At 40.6% G+C, this 21,669-nt stretch carries 16 protein-coding genes; 12 read left to right on the plus strand and 4 right to left on the minus strand.

The genetic code is table 11. The features are described 5' to 3' along the window. The first annotated feature begins 684 nt into the window (after positions 1-684). On the plus strand, positions 685-1,746 hold the full coding sequence (locus tag M2273_RS10830; protein WP_429396621.1) for a GNAT family N-acetyltransferase: 1,062 nt from the start codon (positions 685-687) through the stop codon (positions 1,744-1,746). A gap of 98 nt (positions 1,747-1,844) precedes the next feature. Here the strand turns inward: M2273_RS10830 and M2273_RS10835 are convergent, their stop codons facing one another. Continuing rightward, on the minus strand, positions 1,845-2,447 hold the full coding sequence (locus tag M2273_RS10835) for an FMN-dependent NADH-azoreductase (protein WP_429396623.1): 603 nt from the start codon (positions 2,445-2,447) through the stop codon (positions 1,845-1,847). Positions 2,448-2,556: 109 nt separating this feature from the next. On the opposite strand from M2273_RS10835, the gene M2273_RS10840 reads away from it, so the two are divergent. The 3 genes from M2273_RS10840 to M2273_RS10850 all read left to right on the plus strand — a co-directional run bounded on the left by M2273_RS10840 (position 2,557) and on the right by M2273_RS10850 (position 6,027). Next, the gene (locus M2273_RS10840; RefSeq protein ID WP_429396625.1) at positions 2,557-2,913 is read left to right on the plus strand and encodes a winged helix-turn-helix transcriptional regulator; all 357 of its coding nucleotides are present in this window, start codon (positions 2,557-2,559) and stop codon (positions 2,911-2,913) included. A gap of 168 nt (positions 2,914-3,081) precedes the next feature. Further along, positions 3,082-5,463 (plus strand): ABC transporter permease, encoded by a 2,382-nt coding sequence (locus M2273_RS10845; RefSeq protein WP_429396627.1) that lies wholly within the window; start codon positions 3,082-3,084, stop codon positions 5,461-5,463. Positions 5,464-5,805: 342 nt separating this feature from the next. Then, on the plus strand, positions 5,806-6,027 hold the full coding sequence (locus M2273_RS10850; protein WP_429396629.1) for a hypothetical protein: 222 nt from the start codon (positions 5,806-5,808) through the stop codon (positions 6,025-6,027). 115 nt (positions 6,028-6,142) lie between these two features. Here the strand turns inward: M2273_RS10850 and M2273_RS10855 are convergent, their stop codons facing one another. After that, positions 6,143-7,684, minus strand: coding sequence for a SulP family inorganic anion transporter (locus M2273_RS10855; RefSeq protein ID WP_429396631.1), 1,542 nt, complete (start codon positions 7,682-7,684; stop codon positions 6,143-6,145). A gap of 390 nt (positions 7,685-8,074) precedes the next feature. Here M2273_RS10855 and M2273_RS10860 point away from each other — a divergent pair, with 390 nt between their 5' ends. Continuing rightward, entirely contained in the window at positions 8,075-9,193 is a 1,119-nt protein-coding gene (locus M2273_RS10860) for a Gfo/Idh/MocA family protein (protein WP_429396633.1), read from the plus strand. Positions 9,194-9,265: 72 nt separating this feature from the next. Here M2273_RS10860 and M2273_RS10865 read toward each other — a convergent pair whose 3' ends face one another. Beyond that, the gene (locus M2273_RS10865) at positions 9,266-10,636 is read right to left on the minus strand and encodes a hypothetical protein (RefSeq protein ID WP_429396635.1); all 1,371 of its coding nucleotides are present in this window, start codon (positions 10,634-10,636) and stop codon (positions 9,266-9,268) included. A gap of 258 nt (positions 10,637-10,894) precedes the next feature. Here M2273_RS10865 and M2273_RS10870 point away from each other — a divergent pair, with 258 nt between their 5' ends. Beyond that, positions 10,895-12,835 (plus strand): acyltransferase family protein, encoded by a 1,941-nt coding sequence (locus M2273_RS10870; RefSeq protein WP_429396637.1) that lies wholly within the window; start codon positions 10,895-10,897, stop codon positions 12,833-12,835. 171 nt (positions 12,836-13,006) lie between these two features. On the opposite strand, the gene M2273_RS10875 is transcribed toward M2273_RS10870, so the two are convergent. Continuing rightward, positions 13,007-13,348, minus strand: a complete 342-nt coding sequence (locus M2273_RS10875; protein WP_429396639.1) for a hypothetical protein — start codon at positions 13,346-13,348, stop codon at positions 13,007-13,009. A 1,009-nt stretch (positions 13,349-14,357) separates the two neighbouring features. Between M2273_RS10875 and M2273_RS10880 the strand changes: the two genes are divergently transcribed. From M2273_RS10880 to M2273_RS10905, 6 genes are all read left to right on the plus strand, one after another. Continuing rightward, the gene (locus tag M2273_RS10880; RefSeq protein WP_429396641.1) at positions 14,358-15,230 is read left to right on the plus strand and encodes a helix-turn-helix domain-containing protein; all 873 of its coding nucleotides are present in this window, start codon (positions 14,358-14,360) and stop codon (positions 15,228-15,230) included. A 166-nt stretch (positions 15,231-15,396) separates the two neighbouring features. Next, positions 15,397-16,722, plus strand: coding sequence for a TolC family protein (locus M2273_RS10885; RefSeq protein ID WP_429396643.1), 1,326 nt, complete (start codon positions 15,397-15,399; stop codon positions 16,720-16,722). 15 nt (positions 16,723-16,737) lie between these two features. Next, complete coding sequence (locus M2273_RS10890) at positions 16,738-17,781, plus strand: HlyD family secretion protein (protein ID WP_429396644.1); 1,044 nt, start codon at positions 16,738-16,740, stop codon at positions 17,779-17,781. Then, the gene (locus M2273_RS10895) at positions 17,778-19,433 is read left to right on the plus strand and encodes an MFS transporter (protein WP_429396646.1); all 1,656 of its coding nucleotides are present in this window, start codon (positions 17,778-17,780) and stop codon (positions 19,431-19,433) included. Before M2273_RS10890 ends, M2273_RS10895 begins: the two co-directional genes overlap by 4 nt. A gap of 80 nt (positions 19,434-19,513) precedes the next feature. Beyond that, positions 19,514-20,419 carry an aldo/keto reductase gene (locus tag M2273_RS10900; protein WP_429396648.1) on the plus strand — a complete coding sequence of 302 codons (906 nt, stop codon included), beginning with the start codon at positions 19,514-19,516 and terminating at the stop codon, positions 20,417-20,419. A gap of 29 nt (positions 20,420-20,448) precedes the next feature. After that, a complete protein-coding gene (locus M2273_RS10905; protein ID WP_429396649.1) occupies positions 20,449-20,832 on the plus strand; it encodes a nuclear transport factor 2 family protein in 384 nt (127 codons plus the stop codon). The last annotated feature ends 837 nt before the right edge of the window (positions 20,833-21,669 follow it).

A 21,669-nucleotide genomic window follows, 5' to 3' on the forward strand; every position in this document is an offset into this window, starting at 1 on the left:
ATCATTATTTGCGTTGCTATTTGGCTTATAATGGCAAGTAAGAATAAATCAAAATTTGGAATAAACTTAAAAAGGGTTTATTGCCCAGTCTGTAATACAAAACAACCGATAGTAAGGATACCTGAGAACGGAAATCAATTTCTATATGGAGGAACTACTTGTTCTAAGTGCCATACAAATCTTGACAAGTATGGGAACGTTACCCCATAAAATGCGGCAGACGCTAATAATCCGGGACATAATAATGATGAGATAGAAACATTGTTTAGCGGTTTGGTATCAACCTGGTCGGTCACTTGTTGTACAACTTACTCAAATAAAAAAGAGCTCTACCTTTAAGACAGCCTCTTGTGTCGTGTCAATGTATTTAATCTTGATAAATAAAAATAATATACAGGCAACGGATACTGCATAGGCAACGTATTCCTAATAGGCAACGTATAATAAACAGGTATCGTAATCCTTTGGAAATATGTCACAAAGCGCTACAATTAAATCAGTATGTTAAAATAAAAAACGTCTGTTAAAATTGTTGTTTAATAAGTAATAGTATCATGTATGTGATATGGCGAAGCAATGGATAGTACGAATAATATACTATAATTATTAAGCCCCGGGCAGTAACCTTCCCGGGTATTGATGTTTATACCTTAAAGTCTGATTGCTGATTTAAAAATATAATTCATGCTTAAATTATTAACCATCCACGATAAAACGGAGTGGAATTTTTACGTTAAAAATTCTGCTGAATATGATTTTTACCACACCTGGCATTACCATTCGCTGGATACATCAGGCAGCCCGATTTTGGTAGTATATATTGAGAATGAAAATTACATAGCTTTTCCGCTTATTAAACGACAGATCCCGGGAACGGTATATTGTGACCTGACTTGTGTATATGGCTATACCGGACCGATCTCAAATAAAAGAATGGAGCAGTTGGAAGATCCATTAATGGAAAATTTTAAAGTTGCATTTCTTGATTTTCTTAAAGCCGAAAACTGTGTATCGGTATTTTCGAGGCTGAATATCTTTTTTAAACAGTCTTTGCTGCTTGAAAGGTTTGGCGGGATATATGATAATGGTCTTAGTGTTGTATTAGATCTGTCTATAAGTATAGAAGCTCAGCGAAAAAAGTACCGGCAATCAACCATTGATGCCATAAAGCGTTCCTGGAAAATGGGGTTCCGGCTTATTGAGGAAAGGGGTGACGATGCAATTGCTCTTTTTTTTGATGCCTATAAAGAGAATATGGAGAGGATTGGTGCTTCAGACTATTATTTATTTAATGAAGAATATTTCAAAAAAATTACCAACACCGATGAATATGATGCCAGGGTATTTATAGTATATGATGGCGATAAAGTAATGGCAAGCACTATTGTTATGCTAACTAACGGCATTATCGAGGCTCATTTATTGGGGACACGTACCGAATACATGCGCTTTAGTCCTTTTAAGTTTCTGGTTGATGAAATAACAGTGATAGGCAGATCGCTTGGAATGCGTTATTATAACTTGGGTGGGGGCATAGGCTATAAACAAGACAGTCTTTTTTTTGGAAAATTAGGGCTTTCTGATTTAACTATGGATTATAAAAGCTGGCGATTTATAGCTAACCCTGAGATCTATCAGCAGTTACTTGATGATAAAGGTATTGATAAGAATTTAGATGTGGATTTTTTTCCTTTATATAGGTATAACCCGACGTTAACCGTTTTATCAGAAGGAAAAGAAAATTAAGGAGATCTGATTTCCAACAGTATATTTAGTTTAAAATGAAAGAGGCCGTCTCAAAAAGACGGCCTCTTTCATTTTACTTTTACATTCCAAAGTTCACTTTAATTTAAGTGAATGCTGCTGATCCCTTTTTCTAAGGCGGTATCCTGTATGCCCGGTATAGCAGAACCTTCTACGCGGAATACACTAATATCGGTCAGGCCAATAAAGCTTAGTATATGTTTTAAATAGGGCTCAACAAAATCAAATGACTGCATAGGGCCATCTGAATAAACCGCGCCTGATGCCAAAGCGATATAAACCTTTTTACCTTTTAATAACCCTTCGGGGCCATTTCCATCATATTTAAAAGTAACGCCTGCTCTCACAATGTGATCTATCCATGCCTTTAGCGAAGAGGGGATACTAAAGTTATAAAGTGGTGCACCAATTACAACGATATCAGCATCGCGGATCTCCTGTATGGCTTCGTCCGAATGTTTTACAGCTTCGATGTTTGCCGGGGTTCTGCTTTCTGCAGGTGTAAAAAAAGAGGCCAAATGGGCTTCTTCCAGGTGAGGAAATTGTTTCGTGATCAAATTGCTTTCTTTTACCGTACTGCCGGGATATTCAGCTTTTATCTTTTCAATAATTGCATTTCCAAGTTTAATGCTCAGGGAGGCTTCGCCTCTTGGGCTCGAAATAATATGAAGTATTCTTTTCATCGTTTTAATTTTATCTGGACAAATCTATTTACATTTGCTTATAAAATATTAGTACTATACAAAAGGTTAGTGGTAACCTTTTGTATAGTTTTATGAAAATCAAATAGTTATGGAATCTGGCGTACAGGTAAGCACTCCGGAATGCGCGGGTATGTTAAACGCCATCGGCGATTCGCTGTATGTTATTGGCGGTAAATGGAAATTGCGAGTAATTGTAGCATTAGGAGAAGGCAATAAGCGCTTCAATGAAATACAAAGAACGGTAGATGGCATTTCGGCCCGTGTATTATCCAGTGAGCTAAAAGAACTGGAAATGAATGGTTTTGTAAAAAGAATAGTTCATACGCAAACCCCCGTAGTGGTTGAATACCAGCTAACGGATTATGCCGGGACATTGAGCGAAGTACTGCGCACCCTGGCAGAATGGGGTACCAAGCACCGCGATAAGATCAGGAGGGAGAGGTAGGCAGATTTTTGATCACTATAGTTAGTACTTCTTATACTGAAACCGAACAATTCACTGTACGCAAATGATACATTCAATTACAGAAATTAAATCATAAATATTTGATTTGTAAGTATTTATATAAGTGGCATAAAAATTTATCATTGGTTTTCATCAATTGCGTAAACCATGATCAAAAACTATCTTAAAACTGCCTGGCGAAACTTAATTAAAAATAAAGTTCACTCCTTTATTAATATTGTGGGCCTGTCTGTTGGTATGGCTGTAGCCATGCTCATCGGTCTTTGGATCTGGGACGAGCTGTCGTTCAATAAGTTCACCTCCAATTATGATCATATTGCCCAGGTAAAGCAAAATGTTACCAATAACGGCGAAGTACAAACCTGGGAAAATGTGCCGTATCCGTTGGCTGCCGAATTGCGCAAAAGCTATAGCAGCGATTTTAAATATGTAGTGATGACTGCCGGCATGGGCAACCATATTGTGGCCCTCGACAATAAGAAACTAACACGCAACGGTGGCTATATGGAGAACCAGGGCCCTGATATGTTAACCTTAAAGATGTTAGCAGGCAGCAGGGGCGCATTGAAAGACCCTTCATCCATTTTGATTTCTTCATCTACCGCCAAGGCTTACTTTGGTGACGCCGACGCTGTTGATAAAACTTTGAAAATTGATAACCAGATCATAGCTAAAGTTGGTGGTGTTTACCAGGACCTGCCGCAGAATTCTACTTTTGCCAATCTTCAGTTTATTGGCTCGTGGGAAATGTTTTATAATGCCAACGATATTAAGTCCATGAACGAGCCCTGGCGCCCTAATTTTGTAAGCCTGTACGTGCTGATGGCTGGTAATGCCAATATGGCCTCGGTTTCGCTAAAAATAAGAGATGTTAAGCTGCGCCATGTTAACGCGGTGCTGGCTAAAAAGAAACCCGCGCTTTTTTTGCAGCCCATGAGCGAGTGGCATTTATACGATCAGTTTAAAGATGGTAAGAATATAGGTGGCCGCATCCAGTATGTATGGATGTTTGGTATCATTGGGGTATTTGTATTACTGCTGGCTTGTATCAATTTTATGAACCTGAGCACAGCCCGGTCAGAGAAACGGGCCCGCGAGGTAGGGATACGCAAAGCCATTGGTTCGCTGCGCAGCCAGTTAATTTACCAGTTCTTCAGCGAATCGTTGCTATGCGTAGCTTTGGCTTTTTTATTGGCCCTGCTTTTTGTGACGTTAAGTTTGCCGGTGTTTAACGAGGTGGCTGATAAACAGATTGCTATACTTTGGAGCTCGCCATTGTTCTGGATATTAAGCATTGGCTTTAGTTTGCTCACCGGATTAATAGCAGGCAGTTACCCGGCGCTTTACCTGTCCTCGTTTAAGCCGGTTAGGGTATTAAAAGGATCATTCAGGGTGGGCAAACTGGCAGCTATGCCGCGAAAGGTACTTGTGGTGGTTCAGTTTACTGTATCAGTTATACTCATTATTGGTACGATTGTGGTGTTTCGCCAAATAGAATTTGCTAAAGACCGCCCGGTAGGTTACAGTCGTGATGGATTGGTATCGGTACCTATAGGTACCAATGATATCCATAAAAGCTACGAAGCGGTAAAGGACGAGCTATTTAAAACAGGTGCTGTTGTATCAATGGCCGAAGGTGATGTTGCACCTACCGAAACAGCGGGCAGTACAAGCGCGATTGAATGGAAAGGTAAAGACCCTAACCTGAGCGTTGATTTTAAGCAAAATGGGGTATCCCCGGAGTATGGTAAAACCGCGGGCTGGCAATTTGCAGCAGGCCGTGATTTTTCACGTGAGTTCCTGACCGACTCTATGGCCGTAGTGATCAATAAAGCCGCCGTGAAATTTATGGGCTTGAAAAACCCGCTTGCAGAAAGCCTTACCTATTATGGTAATCAATTTAAGATCATCGGTGTAATAAATGATATCATTGTCGATTCGCCTTACGGGCAGGTAATGCCTACCATATTTTTTATGAATAAGGGTACGGGTAGCACAGTATTACTAAAAATAAATCCTAAAATAAGCGCAAGCCAGGCATTAGAAAAAATAGAACCCGTATTTAAGCATTTTAACCCAGAGCAGCCGTTCTCCTATAATTTTGTTGATCAAGCGTACGCCAAAAAATTCGGCAACGAACAGCGCATAGGTAAGCTTGCCGCGTTTTTTGCCAGCCTGGCCATCCTGATCAGCTGTTTGGGCCTGTTTGGTATGGCATCGTTCATGGCCGAGCAGCGCATAAAAGAAATAGGGGTACGAAAGGTTCTTGGAGCTTCGGTATTTAATCTTTGGAGCTTACTATCAACCGATTTTATCCGCCTTATTACCATATCAATTTTAATAGCCAGTCCGCTTGCCTGGTACCTGATGCATAACTGGCTTCAGCACTTTGATTACCGGTCTATAATATCGGTATGGATATTTGTTTTAACCGGTTTGGGAGCCATAGCTATTACGCTTATTACCGTTAGTTTTCAATCTATAAAAGCGGCATTGGCTAACCCAATAAAGAGTTTAAAAACAGAATAGATGGTTTTGTATTGAACAGCATTTTTATTTCATAAGGTAAATGGGTATCCGGTTTGGCTAAAGCCCATATCTGGTTGCTTTATCCGTTCCATAAATGGAACGGCAATGAATGGAAAACCACCCCGTAGATTCGTTATATTTATCATTGCCGTTGGCTTTAGCCAACGGATTATAAGTTAAATTTATATGGCTTTAGCCAAAACTATCGTGTGATTTAACCATTGGTTGATGCTATCACCTCACCATCTTAAATAAACCTGATAAAAAAATTTTGGCAGGTATTTTGATGAGTTATTTACCTGTTATTTTTTGTAACTTTATAATACACAAAAACTTAGCGTTATGGAAATCGATCATGCATTCAATTTCCCTTTAACCTTTAAGGGACATGTAGTAAAATGTACTTTAGTGCCCTATGAAAGGGTATATGAAGTGCTAATTGATGATGAGCTGGTAACAGAGATACACCACGATACTAACGGATGGGTTAACGAAAACCCAGGTACGTTACCTGATGATGTCCTAAAGATCATTGGTGAAAAAATCGAAAAAAACTGGGTATAATAACAAGAAAACCCCGGTTTATACTGTTGCCGCGTTCTGAGTAGATCCAGGCTCTGGCAGTTTCTAACTAAAGATATATGTATGTTTAGCTGGAAACTGCTTTACAATCATCACACTAAGATAACCTTTCAGTGGCGACGCGGTAGGCAGGATCTTCAAGTATGTTCACATCAATTACATCAGCAGCATTTTTAAGCAGTAGCTGGCAATCGTCACTTAGGTGTTTCAAGTGCAGTTTCTTACCAGCCTGACGATATCGTTCCGTCAGTTTATTTAAAGCTTCAATGCCCGACATATCTGATACCCTGCTTTCCTTAAAGTCGATCACCACTTCTTCAGGATCGGTCAGTACTTCAAACTTTTCGTTAAAGGCTGTTACCGATCCAAAAAATAAGGGACCAAATATCTCATAATGTTTAACACCTGCTTCATCAATATATTTCCTGGCCCTGATTCTTTTGGCACTTTCCCAGGCGAACACTAAAGCAGATATGATAACGCCAATCAAAACGGCTAAAGCGAGATTATGAAGCAAAATCGTGATTAAGGCAACCAGTATGCCCACAAAGACGTCCTGCTTCGGCATTTTGTTGATTATGCGAAAACTTACCCATTCAAAAGTGCCAACGGCCACCATGATCATTACACCTGTTAAAGCGGCCATGGGTACACGCTCAATAATAGGAGCTCCAAACAGGATAATTACCAGTATAGTAAGCGACGCTATGATGCCTGATAACCTTGCCCTTGAACCGGCAGAAAGGTTAACCAGGGTTTGCGCGATCATCGGGCATCCGCCCATTCCAAAGAAAAACCCGTTTAGGATATTGGCGCTGCCCTGAGCAATACATTCGCGATTACTATTACCCCGGGTAGCGGTCATTTCGTCAACTAAATTCAAGGTCAGCAGCCCTTCGGTTAAACCAACACCTGCCATGATGAGCGCATAAGGAAATATAACTTTTAATGTTTCCAGATTGAATGGCACAGATGGAATATGAAACGGCGGGAAGCCGCCGCTTACCGCTGCAATATCTCTTACCGTTTTGGTGTGGATTCCAAATAAAAGTACAATTACAAAAACCACGATAATAGCTACTAAGGATGGTGGCACAGCCTTAGTGATACGTGGCAACAGTACAACAACGCCAATAGTTAAAGCAACCAGTCCTGCCATAATATAAAGCGAGGAACCACTTAACCAGGATTCATGACCTCCAACTACAGTCTTAAACTGTTCCAGTTGTGCCATAAAAATAATAACAGCCAATCCGTTAACAAAGCCATACATCACCGGTTGCGGAACCAGCCTGATAAATTTACCTAACTTGAACAGGCCAATCAGTATCTGAATGCAGCCTGCTAAGGCCACCGCAGCAAAAACATAATCAAGTCCATTTGATTTCATCAGGGCTATCAGCACAATAACAGTTGCCCCCGCGCCACCTGATATCAGACCAGGCCTTCCGCCGAAGATGGAGGTAACCAAACCCATGATAAATGCAGCGTATAAGCCCACCAACGGTGGGAAACCAGCCAGGATAGCAAATGATAATGATTCCGGCATCATAGTCATTGCAACTGTCAGTCCGGCTAATACCTCGTTTTTATAGTTTATGGTTTGTTTAAAATCAAATAAATTAAAGTAAGCCTTCATAGCATGTTGGTTTAGGTTGAAAAAATAAAAGTGAATTGATAGCAAAAAAACACTTAGCAAGAATTGCATTGCCCTGAGTAGTCAACCCCTGCTACTCAGGTTGGTGTAACGGTGGAAGATGAAATAATCCTGTTCATTCGACAGCGAAATTAGAAAAAAATGTGGGTTCTTAAGCTCCATTATAGTAAACAACGCAGGTGCTCAACCCATCTGGTTATTAAACTTCAGACATTTTTCGTTTGAAAATTTGGGTTTTAACTATATAACTTATACAGAGGTAGGTGTTTAAGTTAATAATCATAAATGTTTTAAAAACATTTATGGCTGTTAATGCATTCTATCAGAAATGTGTAAATTGTAATCGTAAACCAAATATAAAATCACGCAGTTATGAATTCACGTCGGGACTTTTTACAAAAATTAGGAGTATCAGCTTTGGCCTTGCATTTGGCCCCGCTTTCGGGATTTGCAAGTTGTACAGACGATCGTAATAAAGCCTATGATGGGCCGGTTTTACGGGTGGCCATTATGGGGCTTGGCAGTTATGGCACCCGGGTTGCCGAAGCCATGCAATCATGTACAAAAGCCAAGCTGGTTGGCGTAATAAGCGGTACGCCTTCAAAGGTTAAAGACTGGCAAAGCAAATTTAAAATTCCTGAAAAGAACTGTTACAATTATGAAAATTTCGACAATATTAAAAACAACCCCGATATTGATGCGGTATACGTTATAACCCCGAATGGACTGCATCATGACCAGGTAATACGGGTGGCCAAGGCAGGCAAACACGCCATCTGCGAAAAACCAATGTCGGTAAATGCTCAGCAAGGGCAAGAGATGGTTGACGCTTGTAAAAAAGCTAATGTGAAGTTACTGGTGGGCTATCGTATGCATTTTGAACCTAAAACACTTGAGGTGATCAGGATGAGGAAAGCCGGCGAGTTTGGGAAAATTATGTTTTTTCAGGGCCAATGCGGGTTTAAAATTGGCGATCCTACACAATGGCGGTTAAATAAGCAACTTGCCGGCGGCGGCGCCATGATGGATATAGGTATTTATGCCATCAATGGTTCGCGCTATATGATTGGCGAAGAACCTGTTTGGGTTACAGCGCAGGAAACCAAAACGGATACCGTGAAATTTAAAGAAGGTGTTGATGAAACCATTCAATTTCAGTTTGGTTTTCCGAGTGGAGCCGTAGCGTCATGCCTGTCAACCTATAATATGAATAATCTCGACCGCTTTTTTCTTGATGGTGAAAAGGGGTTTGCAGAGTTACAGCCATCTACAGGTTATGGCCCAATACAGGGGCGTACACATAAAGGCGAATTGAATCAGCCTGTTACCACTCATCAAACCGTACAAATGGATGAGATGGCCGGGATCATCTTTTCAAACAATCAGCCTGTTGTACCTGTAAACGGTGAAGAAGCGGTGAAAGATTTAAAGATCATTGATGCTATTTATCTGGCTGTTAAAACTGGCAAAAAGGTTGATATTAGTCTTTGATCAGGATTTGTGCTGATATACAGCAGGTAGCCAGGATCATATTGTTGTGTTTTTCATCGTGGGTTTTATAACCTAAACCGATGCGGGATAATGCTGTAATTTATCACCATCTATTGCAAAGCATATTTTGTCGATATAGGAAAACACAAGGATAATGAGCGCGGGCATAGCGGCTAAAATAAGGCGTTGATATTCGGAATAGCCACCAATTATGGCTACCGCTATCTGACCTGTAATAAGCAACCATAAAACTATTTTAAACCAGGGCACCATTTTTCTTTTGATCCAACCTGTAATAATCAATACCAGATCAAGTATGATAAAAAAATAAAGGAGATTAAAAGTTATACAAAACACTAAATATTCTATATTCTCCACTCTGAATGCTAAAACGGTGAGTTTGTGCTCCGCATAATTGGTAAATATATTTGCTGCCTGCAAATCAAGTAGCTTACCGCCAATATATTGTGCGTAAACTACAGGTTGGTTTTTTATGCAGTTAATTATAAATGAATGAACCCTTTCCGGTTCATACTTGGCCATAATATTTATTCCGGAAACCCTTTGACCAGCACTTTTTTGTTGCAGGTTTATATTACTTTTTATAGCCGCGGATATTTCAGGATCATTCCCGTTCATATATATACTTGCATTAACAATAACAGCCATCTGGTTATTGTTGCTTACCTGGGAAATACCATTAAAGCCAACGTTTTTTTTATTTAAATGCGAATAGCCCGATATTAAGAGGATAACAACAACCGATGCAGCTAAACCCGATAAACACATTTTCCAATCTTTTTTAAAGATCATTAATCTTAAAACCCAAAAAGCTATTACCAGTGGCAAAAGATAAATGAAGGAAGGACGCAGCATGATGGCAATAAATACATATAAAGTAAGCATCCAGGCTTTAATGTTTCCGGGTTTTTGCAGGTAATTAACTACCATATAAATAAAGATTAAACAACAGGTTACAGAAAGCGATTCAGTAAGAATAATTTTATCAAAGTTGATAACCGGCAGCATTATCCCGTATAGTAACGATGCTGCAAATATTACAGGCTGTTTTTCAAAAATGGCCCGTACTACCTTATAAAATATGATAATGGATAAAAAGGAGATCACGATTTGGACTGTAACCACATGGTTTATTAAATTTTGATGGCCAAACAATTCTATCAGTTTTATAAAATATGGATAAACAGGTGTTCTGCGGCCGTCGGTTTCACCCTTTAATATATTTGCATGATAGGTTATATAGGATGGGGTATCAACGGCTGTAGTGTTTAGCAGTACCGAGTAATATACTGACCGTACAACCCCACTAATAACCAATATCCAAAACAAATGAGCCGATACGATTTTTACCAATGTATTATTCCAGCGTCCCTTTTGCGCAAAGTGAGTTAGCTTTAATTGAAGATCATCTTTTATGGTCATATTAATATTGGGCTAACCCTGTATTACTGGTGATAATGGATAAAAGGTTGATTAAATAAATTTTTGTTAAATCCTTTTCAAGTTAACATCTTTCCGGAGCATGTTCAATAAGTTTACTTAAAATCATGTCTAAATTATTTATTGACAATATTTAGAATGGGTTTAAGCCCATATTTTTATTTCATTTAATATCGCCTGATAAGTGAACTAAAATAGGTAGCTTGGATCCGATTATTAATGATCACCTAAACCTTTTTCATGGCCCTAAATTCTGCTGCAAAACTAAATTTCAGATATGATATTAATGCATTAAGGGCAATTGCCATACTTGGGGTTCTTCTTTTTCATTATAAGGTTCCATGTTTTTCCGGGGGCTTTTCAGGTGTTGACATATTCTTTGTTATATCCGGGTACCTCATGAGCCGAATAATTATTAATGCTATGAACAAGGGTAATTTCTCGTTCGCAGATTTTTATGGTAAAAGGCTTAAAAGAATTGTACCTGCATTATTAGGTTTAGTGCTGGTTATTACCCTGATTGGTTTTTTTACCTATTTCCCGGATGATTTTCAGAAAATTGAGGCAAATGGCACTGCGAGTTTACTTTTCCTGTCAAATATTTATTATTGGGCACATTCTGGTTATTTCGACCCTTTGTCAGATACCAATATGTTTTTGCATACATGGTCATTATCGGTAGAATGGCAATTTTACATGATCTACCCGGTAGCTCTTTTATTATTACATAAGATTATTAAAAAGAAATCGGTTTTTAAATTTCTTTTTATAGGAATTACGCTATGTTCTGTTGTCGGGTCCTTTTTATTAACCAGACATAATGCCTCAGCCTCATTCTACTTTCTGCCCAGCAGGGCGTGGGAAATGATGTTTGGCGGTATCGCATTCCTGCTCGAGGATAATTTTAAATCATTCAAATACCGAAAGTATGTTGCCTATTTGGGTTATTTTATGCTTTTGGCTGGTCTTGTATTTCTTGATGAGCGTTTGAGGTGGCCGGGTTCTTTTACTATGCTCCCTGTATTTGGCACTTTCATCATCATCACCTCCAACTATAATCAATTCAAATTACTATCTAATAACGTTATTCAATTCATCGGAAAAATATCTTATTCATTATACTTATGGCATTGGCCCGTTTATGTGATCGCATTTTATTTAGGCTTTCAACTTAGCTTTTTAACAGTTGTTTGTATGATCATCATCTCTTTAGGGTTGGGGTTTTTGTCGTACAGGTATATTGAATCTATGCAATTTACTAATAGCAAACGGATACTTGCAGGCATGGCTGTTGTTGCAGGGATATGTTTTGTATTTAGTTTTACCAATTTAAACGAGATATTATTTAGCCGCCAGTCCATTTATTTATCCAACTATAACAGATCCCACTTTGCCGACAGGGATAAGCAATTTGATCATGGATGCTGCTTTGTGAATGTAACGTACGATGAGGATGAAAAATTTAATATGGCAAGTTGTCTTAAATTACAACCGGGACATCAAAATATTTTACTTATCGGCGATAGTCATGCAGCTCATTTCTCAGAATCCTTTAAAGAACAGTTTGCCAAAATGAATGTGCATTTGATCCAGGCTACATCAAGCGGTTGCTATCCGTTGATGAGAAAAAATGGTGCACCCAAATGTTATAATATGATCAACTACCTGTATACTAATTTTATACCGCAAAATTCCGGGCAAATTGACGGTGTAATGTTTAGCGCCAATTGGTATAAATATAAAGGTGGTTATCTGCAACTTGTTGCTGATTTTAATAAAACCATTGAGTACCTGAACCGCTATCATATTAAAGTTATCATTATTGGGCAAAATGAAATTTACAAATTGCCTTATCCTGTTATACTGGCCAAGGAATTACAGTATGATATTAAGTTACTCGGTAAATTCATATCGGCTGAGTCATACGCCATGAATGATCACCTGATAACTGGGCTGCCAAATAATTATATAGATATTATTAACCGTATACCTTTTACTACGCTATCGGCTAAAAATGCACCTTACTTATTTGACGAAAATCATTTTACCAAATATGGAGCTGACCTGGCGGTTCAAAAAATACTCGCCGATCCTTTGGCGCCTGCGTTCTTTAAGCCGATTGACAGGGCACTTAGCCCTACAAGTTCACTTCTGAACAAAGTAACAAAACCTGGTTTTTAGTCAGGTTTTGTTACTTTGGTTTAAATATATTGGGGCTTTGTAAGTATTGCCGGTTTCACAACGTTCCTGAGCAAAACAGCTTATTGACCTGGGTGAGGGGGAAACTCCGGACCCAGTATGGTACATATCACAGAGAGATGGATAAATAATTAAAAATAAATATAACACTTATTAAAGTATATCCTTTTTCCCCTTTTCTTTTAAATAAAGCCCATAATTATTAATGTCTTCATTTACGGAAAGCAGTAAACGGAATTTTGATTTATTAAAATTATTCCTTTTATTTTTTATTGATGTAGTTAATAAAAATAATAAATTCATTTTAGGCTCAACAAAACTTATATTTTTTGATGATTGAAGATAAAGTACTTTATTTAGGTCAAATAATTGTTCAACGATTCCGTCATAACGTTCTAAAATTCGTTGAAGTAAAACCGCATTGGCTTTAGAGAAAAGCCTTAAATGGTTTAATTGAACTCTTGTTTCGATTAATTCGCTCTCAATATCATCCATCGCTTTTTTATTAAATAACTTGTTAATAATTAGATACTTATTTAATAGTGCAAGAATCATACCCCATAGTAAACAACTTATTTATTAATTATGGTTAAAATTCTTATAATGATTTAATCAGCATTGAAGATGATAAAGTAGTTGGGCGGTCTTATTTATTTATAGTGAATAAAGTGGTCTGATTATTGTCTTGATTTAAAAGTAGTTAGCGATAATTATGGCGCTAAAATTAAACGAGGGGGAGAGTAAGCAGAAATGTTTATTCTCCTTTTTATATTACTGATTTTTGCAACAATTTAAATTATACAATCGTATAACAATGTGTAGCTCAGAATAATAACTTCTTAGGTAGATGGATGAGTGAATGGGTAGATTGAAAGAAGTTAGTTTCACAGCTAACTTCTTTTTTTAATTAAGGCCAAAATCAATTCCTTATACAGTAATGCCTACGTGTCTTAACTGTACGTGGGTTTTTTTATATCCGTCTATTATTATATCTACAGACTAAAGCTATTATCTTCAACCCGCTAAAAGCAGACGCAGTTCCGGACCGGCCGTTAAATGAAGTTATCTGGAAAGCGATAAAAGGGTCGCAAAGCCGGATGCCGGAACCACGGAGGAGCGCCTTTGTGAAAATATCCTCAGTTAAAGATGACGATGATTGAGTATGGTTAGTCCGCGCTGTATGTCCTCATTTCGCCGATGAAGGTGCTGATATTGAGCTATCCCATAATTCTTTAGCAGTTAAATTTATTGATACCCACGCTGATGATATAGATTGCGCCATTTTTGCTTTGCCCGAAGGTTTGGCGGCCGGGGAAAAAATCATCCAGTTCAGCGCTCCAGGTTTTCCTGAGCTGGAACTGGTTGGTTCAATCTTATGCACATTGGTCTGCTGGTTGAGGCTTACGCCGCCTGCTGTAGCGACATTTATGGCCTGAAAGCCTATTACATATTAAAAAAAGACGACAGGGGCAAAAAACACGCTTAATGTTTTAACTTTATGTTGATGGATGGCATAAAAACATTTTCACTTTCAAGACACAGCAGGCTTTTTTCTGTACCCGATCCTAATAAGGAATATCTTTTTGTGAGTTCTGGTAATCGTCCATATCATGAAGAACCCTACCGGGCCGAGAGTTATGCGATTGCATATATTAAAGAAGGCACCGTTAAACTGAATGCTGGCTTGACATCGTGGGATGTTGACGCGCCGTCAATTATTACGTTGGGCCCTTCTGTTATACGATATTTCACTAAAAGCAGCGACCTGTTGAAAATGGATGTTATTTTTTTTAAGGACGGGTTTTTAATGGAAAGGTATGCAGACCTTTTTTTTCTTTTTAAATATGACTTTTTTAAAGATAGTGATCTTATTGTTTTACCGCTGCAATCGTCTTATTTCATTAAAATCAACAAAATATTTGAGCTCATCCAACTAACGCAGGCTACAGGTAACTATCATGAGTCTGAGCTTGTCCGAAGCTATATTTTCGCCCTGGTTTATGAGATAGATGCCTATCACCGGCAACATACTCCCGAAACGCCATCTCCTAAAAAGGGATACCCTTTGTTTAACAAATTCAGGCAGTTGCTGAGTAATAACTATATGCAGGAGCATAGGCTCTATTTTTACGCCGACCATCTTCATTTAACGCCCAAATCTCTTTCGGCGGCCATTAAAAAGCAAACCGGCAAATCCGCCGGAAAATGGATCGACGACACCGTGATCCTGGAAGCTAAAGTTTTGCTGCAAAACAAAACACTCACCGTATCGCAAGTCAGCGGGTTGTTGAATTTCTCAGACCAGTCTGTTTTTGGCAAATTCTTCCGGACTAACACAGGCATGTCTCCGATTGAGTACCGGAAAAAGTTCAATTGAATATTTAATCTCTCCATTTAAATATATAAGCCATTTCGACGAATATTGAGGTGGTTTTGTCTACTTATACCTGTCGTTTAGCCGGAAATTTGCCTTGTAGAAAAAATCAAAAGGAGGTTTTAGATAAGTCATGTATAATTATGTTTACCACAGCACAAAGCTGTGTTTGTCAGCTGCTGTTCTATCGCTGGCTATTTTAATATGGAATACAACAATTGCAAGTGCCCAGGCCCAACCAGGGAATGGTTACAGACTTAGCCTGGCTGAGGCGGTGCAGTTTGCCAAAAGCCAGAACAAATGGGTGCAAGCCGCCAATATCGAAGAAAGCGCTGTTGGTGAAGACCGTAAAGATGCTTACAACACTGCATTGCCGACGGTTAATGTCAGCGGCTCTTTTCAGCGTTTCTCTAACCTTACGCTGTTTACGGAAGGGCTTAACCACTCCACTACAGGGCCAAGAAAACCGACACCTAATAGTGCGGCTTTAGGCGTTGACGCTTTATTTAATATTTATAGTGGCGGCAGGCAGCGGGCTTTGCAAAAGGAACAAACATCGCGCTTAAACCTGGCAAAGCTGAACACCCGGGATCAGTCTGGAAATATTGGTTTACAAACGGCTAACCAGTACCTTGATCTGGTCAGTCTTAATGACCTGCAGAAATTCATTCTGGATCAGCTGAAAAGAGCACAAACGCGGCTGAATAATATTAACGCGCTTTACAAAAATCAAAAAGTGACCAAAAGCGATGTGTTACGAGCAGAGGTGGCGCTCTCTAACGTTGAGCTTTCCTTACAGCAAAATGAAAATGATATTACCATTGCGAACCAGAAATTAGACGTTTTAATTAATGTTCCTGATTCCGTAAGAATATTACCTATCGATTCTGCCGGGATGGCCAAACCGGAAATCCGTTCACTGCTGCCGCTTATCGAGGCTGCTGGAGTTTCGTCATATAGCGTGCAAAAAGCCGCTGAAAACGTTGAAGTGCAGCGGGCCAGGCTTAAAGGTGTTCAAAGCAATAATAAGCCCAGTTTAAGCTTTTATACTGCTTATGGCTTAAACTACCCAAATTATCTTTTCTTTCCGCCGGTTAATCAAGCCTATGCAATCGGTTTCGTGGGTCTGAAGGCGCAATACAGCATCTCATCGCTGTACCACAATAAAAGTAAGGTGGCCGCAGGCAAACTCCGGGTAAAAGAACTCGAAGTGCAGCAAGAGGCTTACAGCGATAATGTGCGTACGGAGATCAAGTCCCATTATATCAAGTATGTAGAAGCGCTCACCAGGATTTCGGTCAATGAGCACTCTGTGGAGCAGGCCCGGGTCAACTACCGCATCGTAAATACCAAATATTTAAACCAGCTGTCCTTACTAACAGATCTGCTGGATGCGGACAATCTCTACCAGGAATCAAGGTTCAATTTGATCAGGGCCCAAACGGATGCGCTGGCTATTTATTACCATATTCTTTATACCAGCGGGAATTTATAAACAAACAATTAAAAAATGAAAAAAGAGAATCATAAAACACATCCGGGCAACATTGTCATTACGATTATTGCGGTAGTTGTAACCCTTATCGGGGTAGTGTATTTTTTTCAATATTGGAAATATAGTGAGCATTACGAAGAAACCAATGATGCCCAGGTTGAATCCTATATTAACCCGGTCTCTGCGAGGGCTGGGGGATATATTCAACGTGTCAGCTTTAACGAGCATCAGCTGGTTGAGCGGGGCGATACGCTGGTTATACTGGATGACAGGGAATACCGTGCCCAACTGGAGGTGGCTGAGGCAGCGATAGAGGATGCCCGCGCTCAGCTAACAGTACTTACAGCAAGTATCCATTCGGCCGAAACAGGTACGCATGTCAACCAGGATCAGATCGACGGCGCGCGGGCCAGATATGTGCAGCAGCAGCAGGATATCAGGCGCTACACAAACCTGGTAAAAGAAGAAGCCGCTACCGGTGCAGATCTGGAACAGGTAAAAGCACACTATGATGTGGCGGAAAGCGATTATAGTGCCGCCCAAAATGGCCTAAGAACTAACGAGGCGCGCATAGCGGAGCTTAAAACGCATTTCGCCTTGTTGCAGGCAGATATTAAGCGAAAACAAGCTGCATTGGAGCTGGCACAGCTTAATTTATCTTATACCATTATCTGCGCGCCATACTCCGGTAGGTTGGGCCGCAAAAATATTTTAAAGGGCCAGCAGATCCAACCCGGGCAGCCACTGGTGAGTATCATTAACGAAGGCGATAAATGGATTACCGCAAACTATAAGGAAACACAGGTTGCTGGTATGTACGTAGGCCAACCTGTGGAGATACGTGTAGATGCCATAGATGGTAAAATATTTAAGGGCAGGATCATGGCTATTGCGGGCTCTACCGGTTCTCGTTTCTCGCTTTTACCGCCGGATAATTCCACCGGAAATTTTGTGAAGATCATCCAACGTGTACCTGTAAAAATTGAATTTACAGACGCACAAGCTGGCAATGTGATTCCCGGTATGAGTGTAACCGTAGCCGTTAAAAAAAGATCATGATCATGAAGCCGGTTTATTTTAAAGATTGGATAATTGATTGGCACTGGGGAGTACGCATTGCGCTGTTGCTAATGTTACTATCTGGTTTGGTGCAGCTGGGTATGTTTGTGCTAACCCAGAATTATATGGTCGGTTACCTTGGTGCGCAGCCCGAAGATATTCAATTTGGTGTGATGGCAACCTATGCCGGTATTATCACTGTTATACCGGTACAATTTCGATTTTTCAGGTATTTCGATACGCGGGGCTATTTATTGGTTAGTACAATGCTGGCCATCATGTTGAATTGTATTTGTATCCACTGCCAGGATATCAATTTATTTTTAGTTATCCGGTTTCTGCAAGGCATTTTAACAGGCAATGTGCTTGTATTTACGCTGCTGCTGATCTTTTCGCGCTTGCCCTCAGAGCGTGTGAAAACGATAGCCCCGGCGGTATTTTATGGCGCGATACTGAGCAATACGGTTGTGATAGGTTTAGTTGCCGGCGTGGTAGTAGAATCTGCTGACTGGAAAGTAACCTACGATTACCTGATCCTGTTTCAATTGTTGACACTCATGATGATGTTGCTGATGTTAAGGCAGTCGTCCGGGCACAGGCGTTATCCTTTATATCAAATTGATTGGGGCGGAATGGTCTTATTCGCCTGCGGCATGCTGGCACTGGCTTATACGCTTATTTACGGCTCCAGGTATTATTGGTTCGCCGACCCACGGATACGTTGTAGTACGTTTGCCACCGTGATTGCGGCCTTGTTATTTTTGTACAGGCAGCACATCGTCAAAAGACCGGTAATTCACCCGGCCGTGTTTAAATCCCGGAATTTTGTGATCGGGATTTGTCTGCTGGCTATCTATTACGGCAGCAAAGATAGTGTGAACCTGATCTATAACTACGCCGGGGGAGTACTTAAGTGGAGTACACTGCAAGTGATTATACTGAGTTTGTGCAACATCGCAGGAATGGTGATGCTGCTTGTCTTCGCAATCCGCTTGATGCTTGTAAAAAGAATTACCATCAAAGTGCTTTTGGTAACGGGGTTTGGATTGATGGCGGCATTCAATGTATGGATGAGCTTTTTATTGACACCCGACTTATCTTTTACTAACCTGCTGCTTCCGGTATTTATTCAGGGTGCTGCATCAGGGCTGCTGTTTGTGCCCTTAATGATATTTGTGCTTTCATCAGCGCCTGCGTATACCGGGGCTACCGGTTTGGTAATTGCAGCATTTACCCGTTTCACCTCAACTTTAAATTCATTCGCCGGGTTTTATAATCTGCAGTTGTACTTTAATCAATATTTTAAAGAAGGGTTTCTTGGTTACCTAACGTCAGATAATCAAAACACGATTGTCCGCTTGAATGGCTACCGCGCTCTTTATGCTTCAAAAGGGTTTACTTCAGACCAGGCATCGGGTTTGGCGAATGCGGCTGTATGGCAAAACCTTACACAGCAAAGCCAATTGTTAACAAACCGGGCAGTATTCATGGTGTTCGCCATAATGCTGTTTGCTGTAGCTATTGTGATGCTGGTCATTCCGGCAATTGGTAAAACGGCTATCTATTGGAAACGTATGGTGATGCCGTTTAAGGAGGAGCAAAAACGGGAATTATCACTCCCAACTGTTTATCTTATTAAAGAGAAGGTTTAAATTTCGTTTTTTACTGCGTAGATTTAATTAACCTAATCCAACCCCATTAACAAAGAAAAAATATAATAAAAGATATCATTATGCAGACAACCAATAACTCCATTCATATGCCCGTCCTGGGGTTTGGTACCTTGATTCCCGATGCGGCCGCGACGATAAGTGCTACCAGGGACGCGCTGGAAGCTGGATTTCGACACTTCGATTGTGCGGAGCGATATCGAAACGAAAGTGAGGTGGGCGAGGCGTTGCAGGCAGGAATTGCCGCTGGTGGTATTGCCCGCGAAGACATCTTTGTTACCACGAAGTTGTGGAACACCAATCATCGGCCTGAGCGTGTTGAACCGGCATTCGAGGCGAGTTTAAAGAGGCTACGGCTCAGCTATCTGGATCTCTATCTCATTCACACTCCATTTGCATTTCAACCAGGGGATGAGCAGGACCCACGGGATCAAAACGGCAATGTCATTTACGACCGCGGCGTTACTTTGCTCGACACCTGGCGGGCAATGGAGAGACTCGTGGACGGTGGCAAATGCCGGGCTATCGGACTGTCTGACATCGGTTTAAACGAACTGTTGCCCCTCTATGAAGCGGCGAGAATAAAGCCAGCTGTGATCCAGGTGGAAGCACATCCATATCTGCCGGAAACGGAGCTTCTGGAATTTTGCAAGGAGAAGGGTATTGTACTTTTGGCTTTTGCGCCATTGGGTCACGGAATAAAGCCGGGGCCGCTCGAAGATCCAGTTGTTTTGGCCATTGCCGCACGAGTTGGAAAGACGCCCGCACAGGTGCTGTTGGCCTGGGCGGTGCAGCGTGGCACGGCTTTGCTTACCACGGCCAGGACTGCGGCCCGTGCGCGAGAGAATTTCGATATCGCTCCTCTGCCAAAAGACGCGTTTGATGAAATCAGTCGCATTCAGACCAGGCAGAGATTCAATCAAGTAGTGAATACTGGCGTACCGGGTTTCATCCCAAAAGTAATTTAAACGGAAAAATCAAACATTAGGAGCGGCCCATGGAAGAAGAACAAATACGCGAAACCCTGAATGCGCATTGGCACGCGTCGGCAGTCGGTGATGTAAACGCGGAACATGATATTTATGATGACAATGTTATATGTGATTATCCCCAGTCAGGCGAACGAATTGTCGGACGAAGCAATTTGCAGGCCTTGCGGAGTCATCATCCAGGTAAGCCGTCAGGCTTCAATGTAAAGCGGATTCTGGGAAAAGGTAATCTCTGGATCACAGAATACACAATCACCTATCAGGGGCAACCAGCATATACCGTGAGCATTATGGAGTTCCGCAACGGTAAGGTTGTGCACGAGATACAGTATTTCGCAGATCCCTTTGAGGCGCCGGCCTGGCGAAGTCAATGGGTTGAGCAGATCATGTGACGCTACATTGAGGCAAAATTGATGGAGGTCTACTACTACGCTGATTCGGACAAAAGAGCGGCGGCTACAAATAACTTCACTAAAAGTCGACTCCAAAAAAGATAGCTAACGTTATCAGATGGGTGTAACTGAGTATACCTTGTTTTAGGTATAGAAAAAAGGAAACAAACAGTATCTGGTGTTTCCTTAAGTGACCCGGAGGGGTTCGAACTCAAAAAGTGCCTCTATTGTATGGAAGCGCAATATCGAAAATTTACGCAAAATGAAAAACCGTGTTTAATGTATTTAAACGCGGTTTTTGGCCTTTAATACACAATTTTCGAACTCTTTTTTACAAGATTTGAAAGATTTAGCTGCTACTGCAGAGAATACTTTAAGAAAGTTCAGGATAGGTTGGAAAAATAGGAGGCTACAGGAGGAATACCCACTCACAACGTTAATATCTCCGGTTTTCATTACAACGCCCCTTAAAAAGCTAATTATTAGCGCTAATCCTCCTTTTGTAAGGCTTGTTTGACCTTTTTTTCTTCGCTTAATAAGCGGTTTTAACCCTTTTTTTTGATGCCCCTTACGTTGACCTTTAAGTAATGAAAATGCATCACCAATATGATGATCTTTTCATCGGAAATCTGGTGAATGATTTAGGTGTGCGGGCGAAAAAGCAAGTTGTCCTGATAAAAATCAGATAGCGGGAAAAGTCAAATTGGCGCAGCTGCTACATCAGTTGTCCGGTATATCGCCCTGGGTGATGCATTATTTCTGATGATGGTAATTATACATTTTCATCTGCCGTCCTGCTTTTAAAACATGTAACAGTTTCCCAAAAGGAGGCTGCAA

The organism is Mucilaginibacter lappiensis (assembly GCF_050433765.1).
Classification (GTDB): domain Bacteria; phylum Bacteroidota; class Bacteroidia; order Sphingobacteriales; family Sphingobacteriaceae; genus Mucilaginibacter; species Mucilaginibacter lappiensis_A.

Excerpts from the sequence above, each read along its gene's own strand:
- M2273_RS10830 (WP_429396621.1), top strand. The coding sequence starts at position 685 with ATGCTTAAATTATTAACCATCCACGATAAAACGGAGTGGAATTTTTAC.
- M2273_RS10835 (WP_429396623.1), bottom strand. The coding sequence starts at position 2,447 with ATGAAAAGAATACTTCATATTATTTCGAGCCCAAGAGGCGAAGCCTCC.
- M2273_RS10840 (WP_429396625.1), top strand. The coding sequence starts at position 2,557 with ATGGAATCTGGCGTACAGGTAAGCACTCCGGAATGCGCGGGTATGTTA.
- M2273_RS10845 (WP_429396627.1), top strand. The coding sequence starts at position 3,082 with ATGATCAAAAACTATCTTAAAACTGCCTGGCGAAACTTAATTAAAAAT.
- M2273_RS10850 (WP_429396629.1), top strand. The coding sequence starts at position 5,806 with ATGGAAATCGATCATGCATTCAATTTCCCTTTAACCTTTAAGGGACAT.
- M2273_RS10855 (WP_429396631.1), bottom strand. The coding sequence starts at position 7,684 with ATGAAGGCTTACTTTAATTTATTTGATTTTAAACAAACCATAAACTAT.
- M2273_RS10860 (WP_429396633.1), top strand. The coding sequence starts at position 8,075 with ATGAATTCACGTCGGGACTTTTTACAAAAATTAGGAGTATCAGCTTTG.
- M2273_RS10865 (WP_429396635.1), bottom strand. The coding sequence starts at position 10,636 with ATGACCATAAAAGATGATCTTCAATTAAAGCTAACTCACTTTGCGCAA.
- M2273_RS10870 (WP_429396637.1), top strand. The coding sequence starts at position 10,895 with ATGGCCCTAAATTCTGCTGCAAAACTAAATTTCAGATATGATATTAAT.
- M2273_RS10875 (WP_429396639.1), bottom strand. The coding sequence starts at position 13,348 with ATGGATGATATTGAGAGCGAATTAATCGAAACAAGAGTTCAATTAAAC.
- M2273_RS10880 (WP_429396641.1), top strand. The coding sequence starts at position 14,358 with ATGGATGGCATAAAAACATTTTCACTTTCAAGACACAGCAGGCTTTTT.
- M2273_RS10890 (WP_429396644.1), top strand. The coding sequence starts at position 16,738 with ATGAAAAAAGAGAATCATAAAACACATCCGGGCAACATTGTCATTACG.
- M2273_RS10895 (WP_429396646.1), top strand. The coding sequence starts at position 17,778 with ATGATCATGAAGCCGGTTTATTTTAAAGATTGGATAATTGATTGGCAC.
- M2273_RS10900 (WP_429396648.1), top strand. The coding sequence starts at position 19,514 with ATGCAGACAACCAATAACTCCATTCATATGCCCGTCCTGGGGTTTGGT.
- M2273_RS10905 (WP_429396649.1), top strand. The coding sequence starts at position 20,449 with ATGGAAGAAGAACAAATACGCGAAACCCTGAATGCGCATTGGCACGCG.